Below are 19,262 nucleotides of genomic sequence, written 5' to 3' on the forward strand. Positions count from 1 at the left end.
TCGGCGCGGCGCGTATCCCCATCGTGATACCAGCCATCGCCGAGGTAGAACGCGTCGAGTTCCTGCCGGTACTGGTCGTCGAGTTCTCGATCACAGTCGACCCCGACGTGTCTCAAGCCCATGCTGACGAGCAACCGGAAGAACTTCCAATTGTTGTCACTGTATTCGCAGGCATGGCCTTTGAGCAGATAGGCAGCGACGTTTCGCCGTTCGGCCGCAGAGAGCGGCGCCCAGAGCTTGTCTGGAACCAGCCTCAGCGCAAAACCGATCGCTGCGAGTTCCACGAGGCGCTGGCTGCGGTCGAACGTGTCGCCCCAATATTCCGGGTGTGTCGGATCACAGCCATTGGCAAGACCGCGCGCGATCGGCATCCAATCGATCCACGTCGCGCCGCCGACCTCGGCGGGTGCCAGGCCCCAGAGCAAGCGCGAATAGCCCTCCATGTCGGCGGACGCCTGGTCGAAATGCGCCGCATGCGCGTCCAGCCGGATGCGTGCGCCACCGGCGGACCGATATTGTTCAACCGGCTCCACCAGCGTCTTGAGGGCGGCCTCGACATCGGCGCGGCTTTTCAGCGGATTGCCGGCCCAGGGTTTGAAGAGGGTTTTGGGAAAGATGGTGTCGGTCATGCGAAGGGCTTCCGTTCGAACATTGCCGCGCGGGAAAGATGATTTCCCGCGCGGTCCGGCAAAATCGAGCTGATGCTCAGGCCTTGAGAATGCGGTCGGCCGACGAAACGAGTTCGCTGCCAGCTTCGGCCGGCGTCAGTTGGCCGAAGGCGACCTTGTCGGCGAGCGGCCGGAAAACACGCTCGTCAAGCTCACCGGCGCCGAGCGGCACGGCCGGCGGGTAGGCTCCGACACGGCCGGCGATGCCGTTGACATAGTCGACCGTCTTCTTCGCGGTCGCGTCAATCGAAGGAAGAACAGCAGTCTGCACGTCGGTATTCACGGGCACGCCCCGTTCGACCTGAAGGATCTTGCCGGCCTCAAGGTCGTTGACGAAAAAGTCGATGAATTGCGCTGCCAGCTCCGGGTTCTTCGCCGTGCTTGCGATCGACCAGTGCAAGCCGGGGCGATAGAACAGGCCGGAGGGACCATCGGCGCTGCTGACCGGTAGCGACGTGATATCGAGCGTGCTCTTGGAGATCTTCTGGAAGGCCGGCAGCTGGTTTGAGAAGGCAATCGCGATGGCCGCGTTGCCGGTTGCCAGCGGGTTGCTGTCGACCAGCACCTTGTCGAGCGCTTGTATCTCGGCGGAGACGCAGCCGCCGTTCTTCGTGAGGCTCTCCCAATAGCCGAACCAATCGGCCGCATCGCCGGCCTCATAGCCGAGCTTTCCGGCTTCGGTGTAGAGCTTCTTGCCGCGCTGATGCAGAAACGCCTCGAAGGCATATGTGTAGCGCGACGCGTTTCCAACCGCCCAGACGTTCTTCTTGCCGATTGCCTTGGTAAGGTCGATTGAGAACTTGGCGAAGTCGTCCCAGGTGGTTTTGGCCGAAGGCGGCGCAAGCCCGGCCTTGGCCACGGCATCTGCGTCATAGATCATCGCGAAGGCGTTGAGCGACAGCGGCATGCCGGTCACCTTGCCGTCGACCGTTCCGAGATCGAGCACCCCTGGCACCAGCTTGTCGGTGCGGATGACCTTGCCGAGATAGTCGTTGAGCGGCAGGTTGGTGGACCGGCGGCTATAATCGGCAAAGCGGCTGGGCTCGAGCTGGAAAATGTCCGGGGCATTCCCACCGGCGATCATCGTCGTCAGTTTGGCCCAGTAATCGCTCCCGCCCACTTCGCCGACGATCTTGGCGCCGGAATGCGCCGCCTCGAAGAGCTTGGCAACGCCAAGCGTGCGCTCGGCTCGGCTGGGCGTGCCCCACCAATAAAGGCGCATGGAATCCTCCGCAAAGGCGCGGAACGCAGGCATCGTCGCGAGCGTGGCACCGGCCCCGAAAAGCCCGGCGTTACGCAAGAAGTGGCGTCTGTTGATCATGTTCTCCTCCTCCATGATTTGTTTCTTGAGATCTCTCTTCGCGATCAATGACCGATGCGGTCGCCGGCCTCGTCGAACAGGTGGCAGTTTTCGGCGGCAATCCTGACGTCCAGTGTCGAGCCGGCAGTGATCGGGCGTTGGCCATCAAGAGCAACCGTCAGCGACTGCCCGTCGGTGAGCCGGCCATAAACGATGGTCTGACCGCCGAGATGCTCGACATGGACGACCGTCATCGCGCCGAGTTCGAGCCCGCCGGTCCCGTCGATACCGATATGTTCGGGCCGCAGGCCGAGGCTGACCTTTGTGCCAGCCGCGATACGTTCGTCGATCGGGAGCCGCGCTTTTCTGCCGGCAATATCGATCGAAACACCGCCGTCGCGGATGTCGCCTGCGACGGCATCGAGGAAATTCATCTTGGGCGAGCCGATGAAGCCGGCGACGAAGGTGTTGGCGGGCCGGTTATAGATCTCGAGCGGCGTGCCGTGCTGCTCGATGACCCCGGCGCGCAAGACGACGATGCGGTCGGCAAGCGTCATTGCCTCCACCTGGTCATGGGTGACGTAGATCATCGTCGCTCCGATATCCTTGTGCAGCTTGGCAATCTCGACGCGCGTCTGGACACGAAGCTCCGCATCGAGGTTGGAGAGCGGCTCGTCGAACAGGAAGATTTTCGGAGCACGCACGATCGCCCGGCCGATCGCCACGCGCTGCCGCTGGCCGCCAGAGAGCTGCTTCGGCTTGCGGTCGAGCAGATGGGTAATCTGCAGGATGTCGGCGGCCTTGCGGACCCGCTTGTCGATCTCTGGCTTCGGCATCTTTGCCGTCTCGAGGCCGAAGGACATGTTCTTGTAGACGCTCATATGCGGGTAGAGCGCATAGGACTGGAAGACCATGGCGATGCCGCGCTGGCTCGCCGCCTTCTCGTTCATGCGCTCGCCGCCGATCGAAAGTTCGCCGCCGCTGATCGGCTCGAGCCCCGCGATCATGCGCAGAAGGGTCGACTTGCCGCAGCCCGATGGGCCGACGAAAACCACGAACTCTCCGGAGCCGATCGCCAGATCGACGCCGCGGATGATGTCGAGATTGCCAAAGCTCTTCTTGATCTTGCTCAAAGCCAGCGTCGTCATCGTTTCCGTCCTTATCTCTCAATTCCAGTTGGTGTCAGCGCTTCATGCCGGTTGTCGCGATGCCTTCGATCAGAAGTCGCTGGAACAGCATGAAGAGGATGAAGATTGGCAGCACCGTCAGCGTCGACATGGCAAAGAGCGAGCCCCAGTCCGACGTCCCGGTGGAGTCGACGAAGGTGCGCAGACCGAGCTGGGCGGTGTATTTTTCGATGTCGTTCAGGTAGATGAGCGGCGCGAAGAAATCGTCCCAGGTCCAGATGAACGAGAAGACTGCTGCCGTCGCCAAAACCGGCGTGGAGAGCGGCAGAATCACCTTCAGGAAGATGCGCAGCGGGCCGCAACCATCCATGATGGCCGCCTCGTCGAGCTCGCGCGGGATGCCCCGGAAGAACTGCACCATCAGGAAGATGAAGAAGGCGTCGATCGCCAGGAACTTCGGCACCACGAGTGGCAGGATGGAGTTTACCCAGCCAAGCTTGAGGAACATCACATATTGCGGGATCAACACCGCATGCTGCGGCATCATCAAGGTGCCGAGCATCAGCGTGAACCAGAAGCCGCGACCCTTGAAACGCAGGCGCGTGAAGGCATAGGCCGCCATCGAGCAAGAAATGAGGTTGCCGATGACGACGAGCAGCGAAATCACCAGCGAATTGAAGAACATCCAGCCAAAGCCGACGCTCAAGCCGCTCCAGCCGCGGCGGTAGGCATCGACCGTCGGATCGGTCGGGATCAGCCCCGTCGAGGTGAAGATCTCGCTGTCCGGCTTGAACGAGCTCGCAACCATCCAGAGCAGCGGATAGAGCATGAGAAAGCTGACCGCCACGAGCAGCGCGTAAAGCAGAGCGCGCTTCCATGGCGATGCGGCGGACGCTCCGGCGTCGGCGCGCGGTGCAATGGTGGTCGTTGTAAGAGCGGCATCAGTCATCGTAGTGAACCCAGAACCTGGCCGTCAGGAATGACATGGCGGTGAAGAAGGCGATGATGAGCACCAGGACCCAGGCAAGCGCCGAGGCATAGCCGAAGCGGAAATTGGTGAAGGCCTCCTGGTAGAGGTAGAGCGTGTAGAACAGCGTGGAGTCGATCGGGCCACCGGTTCCGTCGCTGATGACAAAGGCCGAGGTGAAGGCCTTGAACGCATCGATCGTCAGGATCACGGCATTGAAGAAGATCACCGGAGTCAAAAGCGGCAAGGTGATCTTGAAGAACTGCCGCGCCTTGCCGGCGCCATCGATGCTTGCCGCCTCGTACATGTCCTGCGGGATCTGACGCAGACCGGCGAGAAAGATGATCATCGAGGATCCGAACTGCCAGACCGCCAGGAGAACGAGCGTATAGAGCGACGTCGAAGGGTTCGAGATCCAGCTTGGCCCTTCGAAACCGAACAGCGCGTTGAGCGCCTGATTGAGCAATCCGTCGCCGGCAAACACCTGTCGCCATAGTACTGCAACTGCGACGCTGCCACCCACAAGCGAAGGCAGGTAGAAGATCGCGCGAAACAACGACAACCCCTCCAGTCCTCTGTTTAGGGCCACCGCCACGGTGAGCGCAAAGATAAGCTTCAAGGGAACGGACAACAGCACGAAGGTGAAGGTCACGTTCATCGCGGTCCAGAAGCGCGGATCATCGGTCGCGATGCGCACGTAGTTTTCCGCGCCAACCCAGTTTGCTGCGCCAAGGCCGCTGTAGTCGGTCAGAGACAAATAGAACGAGGCGACCGCAGGCCCGAGCGTCAGCAGAAAAAAGCCGATGAGCCACGGCGTCAGAAAGCCGTAGCCAGCCAAACTGTCTCCGAACCTAGACCGCTCACGAGCAGCCGGCCTTTCAATTGTCCCTAGTGTGGACATGGTACCTCTCCAACGATGCCCGGCTCCTCCCGAGCATCCGACTCCTAGCGGTTAGAAATTTTCCCGTCAACAGAAAGTTTCGTAGTTGACGAAATTATCGTAATTGTGCGAAAACTTCACGAAACCAACGTGAGGCTTATCATGCGCATCGAACGAAACAGCTACTTCAACGCGGTCGAAATGGTTGGCAATCGTCCCAATCGCGAACGTCACCAGCAAGCTCTGGAACGCTGCATTGCCAAATTGCGCCAGACCATGCCGACAATCGGTCTGCGCAATCCGAAGATCGGCCTGTCGGATCAGACGTGGAGCTATTGCGGACCCTTTGACTGGGTCGTGAGCTTTCACGCCGGCCAGCTCTGGCTTGCGCTGGAACTCACCGGCGATCCCTGCTTCCTGAACGCCGCGCGAGCCCGCCGCGCCGTGTTTCGCGACATCTTGCGCCATCGCGATGCGCAAGACCACGATCTCGGCTTCCAGTTTTCTTTGAGCTGCGTTGCGGAGTGGATGCTGACGGGCGACCGGGAGGCTCGCGATCTCGCGCTTGAGGCTGCGGCAAGACTGCTTGAGCGCTATCGCCCGGATGCACGATACATCCAGGCCTGGAATGCGCGTCCGATCCACGGCGGCATTCGCTCCGAATTCGTCAACGGGCGCGTCATCGTCGATACGATGCAAAACCTGGCGCTGCTACACTGGGCCCACCGCGAGACCGGCCGCGGCGATTTTGCCGAGGCCGCCGATGGCCACGCCGAAACGACCCTGAAGCACCTGGTTCGCGCCGACGACACGAGCTTCCACACCTTCCTGTTCGACCCTTCAAGCGGCAAACCGCTGCTCGGGGAGACCCATCAAGGATATGCGGACGATTCCTGCTGGTCGCGCGGCCAAGCCTGGCTGATCCATGGCTATGCGCAATGCGCGGCAACCACCGGCAACCCTCACTTCGCCGACGCGGCCCGACGTCTGGCTGCCAAGGCCGAAGCCCTGATGGGCGACGACGACGTTCCGGTCTGGGACTATTCGGTTCCCGATGCCAAGTCAGCGCCCCGCGACAGTTCCGCGGGCGCGATCATGGCGGCCGGCATCTTCATCCTCGCCGGGCTTTGTGAACCGGAGGAGGCGCAGCGATGGTACGCATTCGGCGATCGCCTGATCGGCGGCCTGCTCGACAGTTGCGACCTGACCGGCGATCCGAAGGCCGAAGGGCTGCTCGCCCATGGCGCAGCCCATGCCAGTGCCGGCTACTCCGATGCGATGCTGCCCTATGGTGACTATTATTTCATGGAGGCGTTGATGCGTTCGCTTGGGCACACGCGCTTCTTCTGGTAGTGGACGATCATGACCATGCAGCCGCCATCAATCTCGCCTTCCGCGGCCAGTTAGGATCTTCGTCGATATGGATGACGAATCGAACGCTCCGACACTCAAGGACATCGCCGACGCCGCGGGCGTTTCGGTCGCATCCGTATCGAAGGTGCTCAACAATCGCGGTGGCGTCGGCGACGAGAGCCGGCGCAAGATCCTCGACCATGCGGAGCGGCTGGGTTACCAGGTTCGTGCGGCGCGCTCGCTGATCCGCGCCGGCGTCGAGAGCACTGTGCTGGTGATGCCGGCGCAGTTTTATGCAAGTTCGGCTTTCTACGAGGACGTGATCCAAGGCGTCCTCGCAGAGGCCAGCACAAGCTCGCTTAGGATCGACGTCCGGCTCGTCTCGCTGGATCCGGAGATCGCCATCAGCGAAATCTCCGACATTCTGCGCGACATCCGGCCAGGCGCCCTTGTCGTACTCGGCATGGACCATCCCGTCATGATCGACAGGATTGTCGATAGCGGCATCCCGGCCGTCATCATCAACGGCATGGACCGGACGATGCGGCTCTCCTGCGTACTGCCCGACAACTGGTCTGCCGGCTGGCTCGCTGCGCAAAGGCTGCTTGCAGCCGGCCACCGCGAAATCGTGCACGTGACAATTCCCCACCGCCTGTCGTTGCGCCGGCGCCTCGAAGGCTTCCGGATCGCGCTGGAGGAGGCCGGGATGACCTTCGACGAAAACAGGCACCTCTTCGATCTCGGCCGTATGGGCCTGCAAGAGCCCGACACCACGCCGGCGATACGGCAGGCCATAAAGCAGGGACGTTTCACCGACACGACCGCGTTCTTCTGCAGCACCGATCTGATCGCGATCAACGTCATGCAGGCTCTCGAAGCCAGCAGTCACGCGGTTCCGGAAGACTTCTCGATCATCGGGGTCGACGATATTGCCATCGCCCGGCACAGCCGCCCGCCACTGACGACGATGCGCATCGACCGGGGTGAGCTTGGCCGCGCCGGAATCCAGCTTCTGCTGGAACGGATCAACGACCCCGAAATCAATGTGCGCCGGGTCAATCTCGGCGTCCGCCTGGTTGAACGCTCCACCGTCGCTGCACCGAGGAGTGACCGCCGCGCGAAAAGGGCGTGAGAGGCAGCGGGCATGAAAGTCGGGCGGGTACGCTCGCCTTTCTGACTGCCGACCGATAGCTCGGCTTGTGATGTCATTTCCTGCGCGGATGAATGACCAAGCCCGCGTGCCGCAGCATGTCCCCCTAGCCCATTCCGCGAGCAATTTCCGTGATCACGCTGAAGGCGGTATCGGCATCCTCGCGGGTCATTTCGCACTGTCCCGCCTGGAAGCGTATGGCGATGCGATCATCGACGCGGGTTTGCGTCAGGTATATGCGCCCGTCGTCGTTGATGGCATTGAGAAGCGCAATGTTGTGCCCATCGGCGTCACCCTCGCCTTTGTGACGGAAGGAAAAGAGCGAGAGCACCGGTTGGCTGACGATCTCGAAATCCGGTTCGCTCGTCAGCCGCTGAGCGACCTGCCTCGACCGGGCCGGTGCCGCCTACACCTGGCACGATGTCTCAACGTCGCGGACCGTGATGTTCCCCGGCTTCAGCGACAGCTTGAAGGGCGACTACGACGCGGGCACGGCGCAGGTCTTCGGCGAACTCGGTTACGGCATCGCCATGGGTGAAGCCCGGTTTAAGCCCTTCGCCAACCTCGCCCATTTGAGTGTTCAGACTGATGACGTCACCGAGACCGGTGGGACGGCCGCGCTGAGCAGCGAGGGCGACACGACGGCTACGAGCTGGACCACGTTTGGGCCTTCGCGCCTCGACCACCTTCGACCTCAACGGCGCGGCCGTAACGGTCAAGGGCATGGCGGGCTGGCGTCGCGCCTTTGGCGATTTGTTGCCGCTGTCGACGATGCGTTTTGCCGGCGGCGGCGACCAGTTCCTGACCGCCGGGGTTCCGATCGCGCGCGATGCGCTGTGGTTGAAGCCGGCCTCGACTACGCCCTTTCACCAATTGCGACGCTCGGTGTGACCTATGCGGGTCAGTTCGGCTCAGACGCCTCCGATCAGTCCGCTCGCGTCAACCTCAGCGTCAAGTTCTGAAGGCCCTTGCATGACCAGCAGCAATATCCGCTTCCTTGGACTCTCTTCCGCAGTGCTCGCGATTGCGGTGGGCGTGGCGCTATACCTCGTACCGGAGTTCGCGTCTTCGAGCCCCACCCAGGCGGCACCGATCACCGCACGATGATCCCGCGCCGCAGCGTTTCGAGGTGGCCCAGGCTGGTGGCCAAGCTGCCGTTGCTGCAACAGAATCGTCCTTCCCGGGCGGCGCATCGTCGCTGAACGAGACCTATAGGGACTGGCGCGTCGCCTGCGTGCAGGATGGCAGCACAAAGCGTTGCGCGCTGTCGCAGGTCCAGGCACAGCAAAACGGACAGCGCCTGCTTGCAATCGAGCTGAATGCACCGTCCGTAGATACTGTGTCGGGCACGCTGGTTCTGCCGTTCGGTCTGGCACTTGAGCCCGGCGTCACCTTCCAGATCGACGACAGGCCGGCGATGCAGCCCGTGCACTTCCACACGTGCGTCCCGGTCGGATGCCTCGTTTCAGTGATCTTCGACGCCCCGACACTGGTCGCGCTGCGCGCCGGCGCGGCGCTCAAGGTCAAGACCGTCGCTGATGGCGGGGCGGCGGCTCCGTTCTCGATCTCCTTGCAAGGATTCGGCACGGCACTCGACCGTGTGGAAACACTGGAGAATTGGTCGAAACCCCAAACTGCGGACCGATTTCGTGATGCCCTTCACGCCCGCCTGGTTTCGGCCGCCTCGCAGCCGGATTCTGGTTGCGTTCTTGGAACTAATGACGGGCGAGACTGTTTCAGCTGTAACTTTGGCATGACGCTGACGTGCCCGCCTGGCTGGGTAAGCCTCGATTTTGAGGAGACTCGCATCATGAAGATTTCGTCCAGATTTCGTTCCGTCGCGGTTGCGGTTATCGCTGCAGCAGGCATCAGCTTTGCCGGCTCTGCGCACGCCGACAGCGGCAAGATCAGCTTCTCAGTCTACAAGGCTGCCTTCTTTGTGGGTGGTTCTGGAGGCGAAGGCACGCTGACCTTCCATGGTCACCGCTATCCCATCTCTGTCGGCGGCATCTCGGGCGGCCTCGCCTTCGGGGCTTCGAAGACCAATTTCCATGGTACCGTTCGCCACATTCGCCGCGCCCGAGATGTAACGGGTGTCTACGGTGCGGCGGGTGGTGGCGGCGCGCTCGGCAAGGGGGCCCAGATGATCGTCATGACCAATGACAAGGGCGCCCAACTCGAACTTTCAGGCAAGCAGGTCGGCCTGCAAGTCAACGCCGATCTCAGCGGCATTGCCATCACGGTGAAGTAAGGGCCGTCGCTCCGTCCGCAGTCCTCTCTACGCTGACTACAAGGGTCGGCTTCCAGCGCTACCAGCAAGCGGCTGCTTCACTGTCGGCCCCGAACACCAGCGAGCCGCTCGCCACAAAGCCCGAGACCATAAGCGCCACAGCTGTGGCGCTTTGAAGCGAAATCGCGAGAAGGAACCCCGCTACCGCAGCCTTCGCTCGACTGCGCACGAATAGAGGTGAGCTGCTGTCGCGCCATACACGTTCTTTGGCCGAGCGCGACCTGTCGTTCCGGAGACGGGAGGCCGTTGATCGCAGCCCTGCCCTCCCGTCAGATCGCCATCAATTCAGCATTTCGAGGACCTGGCGATGCAAGGCTTCGTTGGCGGCTGCAAGGCACAGATTGCCAGAGGTCAGCGTGAGAGGCCGACCCTGCCAGTCCGTGATACAGCCGCCCGCACCCGTCACCACCGGGACAAGGGCGCAATAATCATAGGGATCGAGCCCTCCATCGATGCTGATGTCGATGCTGCCGTCCGCGACACGGCCATAGGCCATGCAGCTCCCGCCATAGACGCACCACCGCGTGGATTGGCGCAGGCGCTCAACGCTATCCTTCTCGTTTTGCTGGAACGGTTCCGGATTGCCGTTGGCCATGAACGCCTCTGAAAGGAGAGCAGTCGATGCGGTCCGGATGGCAACACCGTTGAGGGTCGTCGCGCGCCCTGACAGTCCCAGCCAGCGGTCGCCGGTGACAGGGTTGTCGATAAGTCCAAGGACCGGCGTCCCGCCATGCGTCAATGAAATCAACGTGCCATAGACAGCAAGTCCGCCGACGAAAGCCTTGGTTCCGTCAATAGGATCGATGACCCAGACGAACTCTTCCCCCAGGCCCTCGGCGCCAAACTCCTCGCCGAGCACCCCATGGTCGGGGAAGCGGTCGGCGATGCGTTCGCGGAGCGACTGCTCCACTGCGCGGTCGGTTTCCGTCACCGGGCTCGAATCCGATTTCGCAACGGGGCGGCGCGGGCCGGCCGCGGCCGAGCGCACGATCTGCCGCGCAACATCGGCGATCTCGTTGGCGAAACTGGAAAAAAAGTGAAGCGGCTGGTCAAGCATGGGCGGTTACCCTCCTCAATGTGTTTTGTGCCTCTACGGCCGGGCGCATGTGGCGGGAAAGGCGGGCCTCGATCGCCCGCACCAGACGCGAGAGCATCCAGGCGACGCAGAGATAGATGAGCGCAGCGGAGATAAAGACTTCGTAGGGAGCATAGGTCCGGGCGACGATCGTATTTGCCGTGCCCGTGAGCTCCATGATCGTGATCGTGCTGGCGAGCGAGGTCGCCTTCATCATGCTGATCATTTCGTTGCCATAGGCCGGCATGCCGATCCGGAACGCCTGGGGAAGAATGACGAGCCGGTAGATCAGCGAGGGGCGCATGCCCAAGGCGATGGCCGCCTCCTTCTGGCCGGCCGGGATTGCGAGAATGGCGCCGCGCAGGATGTTCGCAGTGTAGGCTGCGGTATGAAGCGCGAGCGTCAGCAGTGCGCAGAACCAGGCTTCGCGAAGGACTGGCCAGAAGACGCTGCTGCGGACGATCTGGAATTGCGAAACTCCGTAGTAGACCAGGAAAATCTGCACCAGCAGAGGCGTTCCACGGAAGAAGGTGATGTAGCCCATGACCGGGAGCCGGAACATCGGGCGGACATTGGCGGCGACGATGCCAAGCGGCAAGGCAAGCAGGCCGCCGCAAATAAGGGTCATAAGGAGCAATTGCACGGTGGCAAGCGCACCGTAGAGCAGCGCCGGAATGCTCTCCAACATCAGGGACCAGTTCATGCTGCGGACCTCCTCTCGCCGCGCATCAGCCGTCCTTCGAACCAGGCGATGAGGCGCGTATTTGCCAATGTCAGAGCCAGGTAGATCAGGGCGGTCGTCATATAGAATGTGAAGGGCTGGCGGGTGACCGAGGTGGCCATCTGCGACAGGCCCATCAATTCATGCAAGCCGACGATCGAGATCAGCGAGGTATCCTTGATCAAGGAAATCCAGTTGTTGCCGAGGCCTGGCAATGCGAAGCGCATGAGCAGCGGCAGACGGATCTTGACGAACATGACGAACCACCCGAGGCCGAGCGAATGCCCCGCCTCGATCACGCCGGTCGGAACGGATTGCCACGCACCGCGCAGGACTTCGGCAGCATAGCCGCCGAAGACGAGGCTGAGCGCGAAGACGCCGGCCTGGAGAGGCGGCACCTCGACGAAGCCGAAATCCGCGACGAAGAGGTTGACCGCCTTCGTCAGCGCCACCGTGCCGCCGAAGTACACGATCAGGATGACCAGCAGCTCGGGGGTGCCTCGCATAACCAGGCTGAAGCCACGGCCAAGGGAGGCCACGGCCCGGTTCGGCGACATCTGGGCCAATGCACCCAGCATACCCCAGCACAGGCCGACGAGCAGCGAGAGCACTGCCACTTTCATGGTCAAAAAGGTGCCGTGGGCGAGCTCATCGCCCCATCCCTGCAAGAGATCCATGGTCGTCTCCATAGAAAGACGGAGCCGTCAAACGGCTCCGTCCGGTTGTCGTCGCGGATTACTTTGCGGAGGCCGGAAGGACGCTGAACGACCAGTACTTTTCGTTGATCGCCTTGAAGTTGCCATCCTTGAACATGGCGGTCAGCGCACCGTCGACCTTCTTCAGAAGATCCTCGTCGGCCTTGCGGATACCGATACCGATACCGGGGCCGAAGTAGGACACGTCGTCGATTTCGGGACCGACGAAACCGTAGTCCTTGCCTTCCGGCTTGCTGAGGAAATCGTTGTCGAGCTTGATCGGGCCAGCAAAAATGAGATCGACGCGGCCGGCCTGAAGATCGAGGATCATGTTGTCGACCTTGTCATATTCGGACACGGTCGCCTGCGGGTACTTCTCTGCGATGTACTTCGCATAGGTCGATGAACGCTGAAGGCCAATGGTCTTACCGGCAACGCCTTCCGGGTTCGGCTCACCCGCATCCGTCACCGGCTTGGCATCCAAGGTCTTGAGGCCGACGAAGCGGGCGGCCGACGAGCGGTAGGGAACGGAGAAGTTGATGCTCTGCAGCCGCTCCTCGGTGATGGACATCGATGCGGAGATCAGGTCGTACTTGCCGGCGAGCAGGCCAGGGATCATGCCGTCCCAGGCTTGGCAGATGATTTCGACCTCGCTGCCGATCTGCTTGCCGACGGCAAGCGCGACATCGACGTCGAAGCCTTTGATTTCTCCGTTGGCGTCCTGATATCCGAACGGGGGATAGGTGCAGTCGGCTGCCACTTTCAGCGCGGCGGCCTGCGACGACGTTGCGCCGAGCAGAAGGCTGGCGAAGGCGAATGCGATGATCTTTTTCATGAGACCTCCCTTGTCATAAGGCTGCGGTTTTTCGGCATGGGGAACAGGGCAGCTGCCTTTAAGCGGGCGGCTGCATGTGAGGTGTCGCGAGCGGCGACCGGTGTTCACAGCCAGCAGCACGTAGCTGCTCCGGCGATACTGGTGCGCGCGATTATGTGGTCATGTCTTTGGATCCGACTTGCATTCTGGCCTCCCTCCAGAACCTGTCTTCTGGAACAAAGGATGGCTCGGAAGCAGAGTGAGCTAAAGTACCAATTCTTATAAACTTTTGGTACCGGATTGCATTTCAGGAGGACTTGCCGGCTCTTTCCAGAAACCGCCTCGTGACCAGCTCCATCCGCTGAACCGCCCCGGCCAACCGCTCGGGGGAAAGGTTTCCAAATCCCGTGACGAGACCAAAAAGATCCTTCCGCTCAATGCAATAGGAAGAGAGCGGTGGCGTATCGATCCAGGCTCCGCGCAAGAGCCGCGAGAGCTCGACGTCGTCGAAGGGCTCGCGCGCCGTAAGCGTCAGATGGAGACCGGCGTCCAGTTCCGGAATATTGAACACGTCGCCCAGCTTTTCTTTCAGGGACGTCATCATCGCCGTGGCACGATCCCTGTAGAGGGCGCGCGTGCGCCGGATATGAGATGCGAGTTCCCCGCTCGCCATGAAGTCTGCGACCGTATGCTGGTGGGTCAGCGGCGCATAACAGGAAAGGCTGTCTTGCACTGCCGTGAAGGCGGCGATCAGCTCGCGCGGCACGACGAGGTAGGCAAGCCGCAGCCCGGGGGCGAGCACCCGATTGAAGGAGCTGACATGGATGACCCGCTCGCCACCCTTGCGCGCGGCAAGCGGCACGAGCGGCGTACCGCGCCATCTGATCTCACTGTTGAAGTCGTCCTCGAATATCCAGCGCTCCGACGTATTGGCCCAGGCGAGAAGCCGTTCAATCGCCGGTTCCGACATGGTTGCACCTGCAGGAAACTGGCCGACCGGCGAAACCAGGATCATCCGGGCATCCGCGGCGCTATGCGCGATGTCGTCAGGGTTCAATCCGTCACCAGAAACGGGCACGGGTGTGAGCCGAAGCCCCGCCGAACGCAGGGTGGACAACAGCGTCGCGTAGGCCGGATCCTCCACGCCGACGACGTCACCGGCGTCGAGAAGAACATGCGCGACGAGATTGGCGGCCTGAAGCGTGCTTCCCACGACGATAATCTGGTCAGCCTCGCATCGGATACCGCGCGCCTCGCTGAGATAGATGGCGAGTTGTTGGCGAAGCGCCGCCAGGCCGCCGCCTTCGCCATAGCCGAGATCAGAAACCGCGAAGCGTCGCCAATAGTTGGCAGCGATCTTGCCGAACTGCTTGTAGGGGAAGATATCCAGCGCCGGCATGCCAGGGCTGAGATCGAACTTGTCCTGGCGCGACCAGCTCCAATGCCGTATCGACGCCTCCCGCCCCCGTGCAGACAGCGCGACGGGTAAACTCGAAGGCGGCTGGCCTCTTTCTCCTCCAGGCCGAACCGAATCTTCTGGAAGGCTCTCTTCCACGTAGAAGCCGGAACTCGGGCGACGCCTGATATAGCCCTCGGCCGCCAAACGATCATAGGCCATGTTGACCGTATTTCTCGATATCCCGAGATCGGTCGCCATCGACCGGCTGGCCGGCAGACGAGCGCCGCGTGCGAGCTGTCCGTTGACGATCAGCCGGCGCAACTGGATGAACAGCTGCTCCTGCAACGTCGGCCCACCGGATTTTTCTCGAACGACCATGGTCCAAACGGGATAGTTGAACTGTTTCGCTGAGGCCATTCGAGAAATCCCTGTACGGAGCCGCGCACTATCTCCCCGCCGGGCGGTATTTCCATCTACGAGACGACGTTGCGAATGAAGCGAACGATCTTCTTCCCGACGTTGCAGTACGAATAGTGCTGGGCCGTGCTGTAGGAGACAAACTCGCCCGCGGCATAGTCCCGCGCCTCGCCCGATTGGATCAAGCGCAGCGCTCCTTCGACGACGAAAAGCATCTCGTGCCACCCTTCCGGGTCCGGCTCGGCCACGTAGCTTTCGCCCGGGCCAAGGGTCCACAGCCACATCTGCGTTTCCCGCGAGGCGGGTGCCGAACAAAGCAGCGTGGCGGCGCTGGCCGGTTGACTTCCGCGCCAGGTGACCTCGTTGATCTCGGCGCGCGTCTCCCGCGACGGATCGCGCACCAACTCGACGAAGTCCACGCCCATTGCTGTCGCCAATTTATCGAGGCTGGAAAGGCTGATGTTCGCGTCGCCACTCTCGACCGCGGCGATCATTCGCCGGCTGATACCGGATGCATCGGCCAGCGCTGTCTGGCTCAAGCCGGAGGCGAGCCTCAAGCGGCGCAGGTTTCCGGAAACGTGGGCCAACACATCGGCCCGGTCTTGACTGTGCAATATATTGCTCATATGGTCCTTCTAGACTACCGGCTTTCACAGCTCAACACATTTCTGTGCGTCTTGCCCTGCATGGGGCGCCAAGGCTTTGGCGTCCATGCAGCGTGACTTCGCACGCCTTTTTGGGATCGTCACAATGCAGAAATTGGTCGTACTCAACGACGAAGATATCACCCGACTCTTGCCCCGCACAGATGTGCGCGCAGCCCTGGAGCGTATGTTCATCGCAATTGCCGATGGACAGGCTGTGCAGCCACCACAGACGTTGAGCCTGTTCCCGACGGGGGGTGGAGACTTCATCACCTATCCAGGCGTTCTCGGAAGCGATGGTGTCTTCGGCACCAAGCTGTCGCCCTATATCCCAGGCCCGAATGGGGCGACCGTTACCGCCTGGACGCTGCTGATGTCGATGGCGACCGGAAAGCCGTTGCTCCTGTGCGATTCCAAACGCCTGACGACCGAACGAACGGCGGCGACCACCGCAATTGCGGCCGATCGACTGGCTGCGAAGGATGCCAAGACCCTGACGGTCATCGGCACGGGAGAAATCGGTGTCGCGCACCTGCGTCATGCCACAACGATCCGTCCGTGGCAGGAAGTTCGTCTGTGCTCTCCGGATGTTGCCTCCCGGCACGGTCTGCCGACCCGGCTCGAATCCGGCTGCCCGGTGACGACATCCACCGATGCCGACGCGGCCGCGGCAGGCGCCGATGTGGTCATGCTGTGCACCTCGTCCGGCACCCCGGTCATCGACGCTTCGAGAATCGGGGCGGGCGTACTCGTCACATCCATCAGCACCAATGTCGCCAACGCCCACGAGATTGCCCCCGACACGCTCAATCGGTTCGAGGTCTATTGCGACTATCGGGCCACAACGCCTGCCGCAGCCGGCGAGATGAAACTTGCCATAGAAAATGGCCAGTGGAGCACCGATCGCCTTGTTGGCGACCTGCCTGAACTGTTGTCGGGCAGGGCACCCGCCCGGGACACCGGCCGGCCCGCTTTCTTCCGTTCGATCGGACTCGGGCTCGAAGACATCGCAATCGCCAGCGCCCTGCTTTCCGCAGCGCGCTCTTAACCAATTCCAAGACAGCACAGGAGATAGGCCATGAAGATTCGTAATTTCGGCGTCGAGATCTGGATGAACCGCTACGAAACCAGATGCGACTGGAACATCGCCGAGACCTGCGTCGAGTCGCTGACGGTCGCCGAGCTACTTGAGATGGCCGGCAAGACCGACACGATCCTCTCCGAGCTTCTCCCGATGAAGCTCACCTACGGCGCCATCGAAGGCAGCGAACGCCTCCGCAAGCTGGTTGCCGGCCTTTACGAAAAGCCAGGTGCAGACAATGTCGTGATCACGCACGGCGCCATCGGCGCGAATGCCCTGGTACACGCAACGCTGGTCGAGCCGGGTGACCGAGTGATCTCGGTTCTGCCGACCTACCAGCAGCACTATTCCATCCCGGAAAGCTACGGCGCCGACGTGCAAATCCTCAAGCTCACGGAAAAGACTGGATTCTTGCCAGACCTGGAAGAGCTGAGGCGCCTTGCAACACCGGGCACGAAACTCATCGCCATCAACAATCCGAACAATCCGACGGGCTCGCTGATGGATCGCGCCTATCTGGAGAAAATCGTCGAGATCGCCCGCGCCTGCGGCGCATGGATCCTGTGTGACGAGGTCTATCGCGGTACGGACCAGGAAGGCGACGGCATGACCGCCTCGATCGCCGACCTCTATGAAAAGGGCATCAGCACCGCGAGCATGTCCAAGACCTTCGCGCTTGCCGGCCTGCGTCTCGGATGGATCGTCGCTCCCGTGGAATTGATCCACGCAGTCTCCGTCCATCGCGACTACAACACGATCAGCGTCGGCATGCTGGACGATCATTTCGCAGCCATTGCGCTGGAGAACCGCGACAAGATTCTCGCGCGCAGCCAGGCGATCACGCGCACCAACCTCGCCGTGCTCTCGAACTGGGTCGAGAACGAACCGTTGATCTCTTGGATCAAACCGAAATCCGGCACGACAGCACTCCTCAAATACGATCTGCCCATTTCCTCGGAAGAGTTCTGCATCCGGCTTCTGGAACGTACCGGCGTGATGCTGACGCCTGGCAGCGCGATGGACATGGAAGGCTATGTCCGGATCGGCTTCACCAACAACGGCACCACCCTTCAGGAAGGCCTGAAGCGCATGTCTGAGTTCCTGAAGGATTATCAGACCGCCGCCGCGTGATCGGTGCACTGAAAATGCAATGTCTCGTAACGAAAGGGGAGTGAACATGAAGAGATTGCTTGCCGTGATTACGCTTACGCTTGCAGCGGGTGTCGCTGGTGCAGAAGATCTGCGGGTCGGCACGAGCGCGGACTATCCGCCGTGGGAATCCGTCGATGCCAGCGGCGAGGTCGTCGGTTTCGACCGCGACATCGGCAACGAAATCTGCAAGCGCATCGAGGCGAATTGCACATGGCAGAACCAGGCCTATGACGGTCTGCTGCCGGGCCTGCAGGTCGGTAAATTCAACCTGGTGATCTCAGGCGTTTCGATCAACGAGGAACGGGCGCAGAAGGTCGACTTTTCCGTCGCCTACGCGGACGCCCCGAACGCGATGGTCGTTGCCGCGGACAGCCTGGTTGCCGAGGCGAAGTCCGCAAAGGACCTGCAGGACAAGCTTGCGAAAGTCGCCATCGGCGTACAGACCGGGACGACCCATGAGCAGGTGGTTCGCGCCCATTTCCCGGACGCGGATGTGCGCGTCTATGACCGCCCGGACCAGATTGCCGACGACGTTGTTGCCGGACGCATCGATGCCGGCCTGATGGAGCGATCGGCACTTGAGCCGCTTGTGAAGGATCGTGGCGCTGACAAGCTGGTCTATGCCGGCCCGCTCCTGACCAGCGCGGACTTCCCCGAATTCGGCAAGGGACAGGGCGTCGCCATCGCCAAGGGCAACACGGAACTCACTGCCAAGGTTGACAAGGCCGTGGCAGCGATGCTCGCCGACGGCACAATCAAGACGATCTCCGAAAAGTGGTTCGGCTACGACATTTCCAAGAAATGACGAACACGTGAACCACGCGAGGGGGCGAGCAAGCCCGCCTCCTCGCGAGAGGAATTGGACGATGACACTCCCAGACCATATCAAGATCGAAGCGAGGCGAGACCTGACGGACCTCGTCGCGATCCCCTCCGTCAGCGCCCGAGTCGAAGGCCTCGATGCGTGCGCCGATAAGGTTGCCGCTCTCCTCGCCGACGCCGGCTTCCAAACTGCGACCGAGCCAGGGGACGTCGGTCCGTTCGTGACCGGAGAAATCGGTGAGGGCCCCTTCACACTGGTGATCTACAACCACTACGACGTTCAGCCTGAAGAGCCTGTCAATCTTTGGACGGCACCGGCCTTCAGCCTGACGGAGCGCGACGGTGCGCTCTTCGGCCGCGGTGCGGCAGACGACAAGGGCGAATTCGTCAGCCGACTTGCCGGATGGCGCCTGTTCCGGGAACGGCACCCTGGCCCCTTACCCTTCCGCCTGATCTGGATCGTCGAGGGCGAAGAGGAAATCGGAAGTCCTTCGCTCGTACGCTTCCTGGAGAAACGTTATCCGGACCTTCGAGCTGACCTCTGCTGGTGGGAATTCGGGGAGGTCGATTCACATGGCAGACCCGTGGTCCTCATGGGCTTCAAGGGCGTGCTGGCGATCGAACTGAGCGTGCGGACCGCGCGCGCGGATCTTCATTCCAGCCTCGGCGCGATATTCGATAATCCACTATGGCGGCTGGCCTCTGCT

General features: G+C 61.7%; 20 protein-coding genes and 3 pseudogenes. 11 read left to right on the forward strand and 12 right to left on the reverse strand.

The genetic code is table 11. From position 1 onward, the window contains the following. The 5 genes from I8N66_RS26065 to I8N66_RS26085 all read right to left on the reverse strand — a co-directional run. A partial coding sequence (locus I8N66_RS26065; protein WP_291159958.1) for a DUF2264 domain-containing protein occupies window positions 1–629 on the reverse strand: 629 nt, incomplete at its 3' end. 76 nt (window positions 630–705) lie between these two features. Then, complete coding sequence (locus tag I8N66_RS26070) at window positions 706–1,989, reverse strand: ABC transporter substrate-binding protein (protein WP_291159961.1); 1,284 nt, start codon at window positions 1,987–1,989, stop codon at window positions 706–708. A gap of 44 nt (window positions 1,990–2,033) precedes the next feature. After that, window positions 2,034–3,116, reverse strand: a complete 1,083-nt coding sequence (gene ugpC / locus I8N66_RS26075; RefSeq protein ID WP_291159962.1) for a sn-glycerol-3-phosphate ABC transporter ATP-binding protein UgpC — start codon at window positions 3,114–3,116, stop codon at window positions 2,034–2,036. Between the two features lie 34 nt (window positions 3,117–3,150). Continuing rightward, window positions 3,151–3,924 (reverse strand): carbohydrate ABC transporter permease, encoded by a 774-nt coding sequence (locus I8N66_RS26080; protein WP_291160014.1) that lies wholly within the window; start codon window positions 3,922–3,924, stop codon window positions 3,151–3,153. Between the two features lie 112 nt (window positions 3,925–4,036). After that, window positions 4,037–4,963 carry a sugar ABC transporter permease gene (locus I8N66_RS26085; RefSeq protein WP_113538631.1) on the reverse strand — a complete coding sequence of 309 codons (927 nt, stop codon included), beginning with the start codon at window positions 4,961–4,963 and terminating at the stop codon, window positions 4,037–4,039. A gap of 141 nt (window positions 4,964–5,104) precedes the next feature. Between I8N66_RS26085 and I8N66_RS26090 the strand changes: the two genes are divergently transcribed. Together I8N66_RS26090 and I8N66_RS26095 are read left to right on the forward strand one after the other, a co-directional pair. Next, on the forward strand, window positions 5,105–6,295 hold the full coding sequence (locus tag I8N66_RS26090; RefSeq protein WP_291159967.1) for a glycoside hydrolase family 88 protein: 1,191 nt from the start codon (window positions 5,105–5,107) through the stop codon (window positions 6,293–6,295). A gap of 67 nt (window positions 6,296–6,362) precedes the next feature. Beyond that, window positions 6,363–7,427, forward strand: a complete 1,065-nt coding sequence (locus tag I8N66_RS26095; protein ID WP_291159971.1) for a LacI family DNA-binding transcriptional regulator — start codon at window positions 6,363–6,365, stop codon at window positions 7,425–7,427. 124 nt (window positions 7,428–7,551) lie between these two features. Here the strand turns inward: I8N66_RS26095 and I8N66_RS26100 are convergent. Then, window positions 7,552–7,827 (reverse strand): annotated as a pseudogene (locus I8N66_RS26100) (aspartate aminotransferase family protein); the annotation flags it as partial. A 28-nt stretch (window positions 7,828–7,855) separates the two neighbouring features. Between I8N66_RS26100 and I8N66_RS37600 the strand changes: the two are divergent. From I8N66_RS37600 to I8N66_RS26120, 5 genes and pseudogenes are all read left to right on the forward strand, one after another. Beyond that, window positions 7,856–8,083, forward strand: a pseudogene (locus I8N66_RS37600) (autotransporter outer membrane beta-barrel domain-containing protein); the annotation flags it as partial. Window positions 8,084–8,108: 25 nt separating this feature from the next. Continuing rightward, window positions 8,109–8,336 (forward strand): autotransporter domain-containing protein, encoded by a 228-nt coding sequence (locus I8N66_RS37605; protein ID WP_365887875.1) that lies wholly within the window; start codon window positions 8,109–8,111, stop codon window positions 8,334–8,336. 81 nt (window positions 8,337–8,417) lie between these two features. Beyond that, a complete protein-coding gene (locus I8N66_RS26110) occupies window positions 8,418–8,552 on the forward strand; it encodes a hypothetical protein (protein WP_291159974.1) in 135 nt (44 codons plus the stop codon). Window positions 8,553–8,574: 22 nt separating this feature from the next. Beyond that, window positions 8,575–9,036, forward strand: a pseudogene (locus I8N66_RS26115) (invasion associated locus B family protein); the annotation flags it as partial. Window positions 9,037–9,255: 219 nt separating this feature from the next. After that, entirely contained in the window at window positions 9,256–9,696 is a 441-nt protein-coding gene (locus tag I8N66_RS26120; RefSeq protein WP_291160017.1) for a hypothetical protein, read from the forward strand. A gap of 319 nt (window positions 9,697–10,015) precedes the next feature. Here the strand turns inward: I8N66_RS26120 and hisN are convergent, their stop codons facing one another. From hisN to I8N66_RS26150, 6 genes are all read right to left on the reverse strand, one after another. Then, the gene (gene hisN / locus I8N66_RS26125; protein ID WP_291159978.1) at window positions 10,016–10,792 is read right to left on the reverse strand and encodes a histidinol-phosphatase; all 777 of its coding nucleotides are present in this window, start codon (window positions 10,790–10,792) and stop codon (window positions 10,016–10,018) included. After that, a complete protein-coding gene (locus I8N66_RS26130; RefSeq protein ID WP_291159982.1) occupies window positions 10,785–11,513 on the reverse strand; it encodes an ABC transporter permease in 729 nt (242 codons plus the stop codon). The genes hisN and I8N66_RS26130 overlap by 8 nt, the downstream gene beginning before the upstream one ends. Continuing rightward, a complete protein-coding gene (locus I8N66_RS26135; RefSeq protein WP_162768799.1) occupies window positions 11,510–12,208 on the reverse strand; it encodes an ABC transporter permease subunit in 699 nt (232 codons plus the stop codon). Before I8N66_RS26135 ends, I8N66_RS26130 begins: the two co-directional genes overlap by 4 nt. Window positions 12,209–12,266: 58 nt before the next feature. After that, window positions 12,267–13,061: a transporter substrate-binding domain-containing protein gene (locus I8N66_RS26140; RefSeq protein ID WP_291159985.1), complete on the reverse strand. Its 795-nt coding sequence runs from the start codon at window positions 13,059–13,061 to the stop codon at window positions 12,267–12,269. Between the two features lie 286 nt (window positions 13,062–13,347). Then, window positions 13,348–14,856, reverse strand: coding sequence for a PLP-dependent aminotransferase family protein (locus tag I8N66_RS26145; protein WP_223737182.1), 1,509 nt, complete (start codon window positions 14,854–14,856; stop codon window positions 13,348–13,350). Window positions 14,857–14,912: 56 nt separating this feature from the next. Beyond that, entirely contained in the window at window positions 14,913–15,482 is a 570-nt protein-coding gene (locus I8N66_RS26150; protein WP_291159992.1) for an XRE family transcriptional regulator, read from the reverse strand. Between the two features lie 124 nt (window positions 15,483–15,606). On the opposite strand from I8N66_RS26150, the gene I8N66_RS26155 reads away from it, so the two are divergent. From I8N66_RS26155 to I8N66_RS26170, 4 genes are all read left to right on the forward strand, one after another. Then, window positions 15,607–16,548: an ornithine cyclodeaminase family protein gene (locus I8N66_RS26155; RefSeq protein ID WP_291159995.1), complete on the forward strand. Its 942-nt coding sequence runs from the start codon at window positions 15,607–15,609 to the stop codon at window positions 16,546–16,548. A 30-nt stretch (window positions 16,549–16,578) separates the two neighbouring features. After that, entirely contained in the window at window positions 16,579–17,712 is a 1,134-nt protein-coding gene (locus I8N66_RS26160) for an aminotransferase (RefSeq protein ID WP_291159998.1), read from the forward strand. Between the two features lie 46 nt (window positions 17,713–17,758). Continuing rightward, window positions 17,759–18,538 (forward strand): transporter substrate-binding domain-containing protein, encoded by a 780-nt coding sequence (locus tag I8N66_RS26165; protein WP_291160001.1) that lies wholly within the window; start codon window positions 17,759–17,761, stop codon window positions 18,536–18,538. Window positions 18,539–18,599: 61 nt separating this feature from the next. Continuing rightward, window positions 18,600–19,262, forward strand: a 663-nt coding sequence (locus tag I8N66_RS26170; RefSeq protein WP_291160004.1) for a M20/M25/M40 family metallo-hydrolase, incomplete at its 3' end; no start/stop codon positions are given.

The sequence above is a fragment of the Ensifer sp. SSB1 genome (genome assembly GCF_016652895.1).
In the GTDB taxonomy this organism is placed as follows: domain Bacteria; phylum Pseudomonadota; class Alphaproteobacteria; order Rhizobiales; family Rhizobiaceae; genus Ensifer.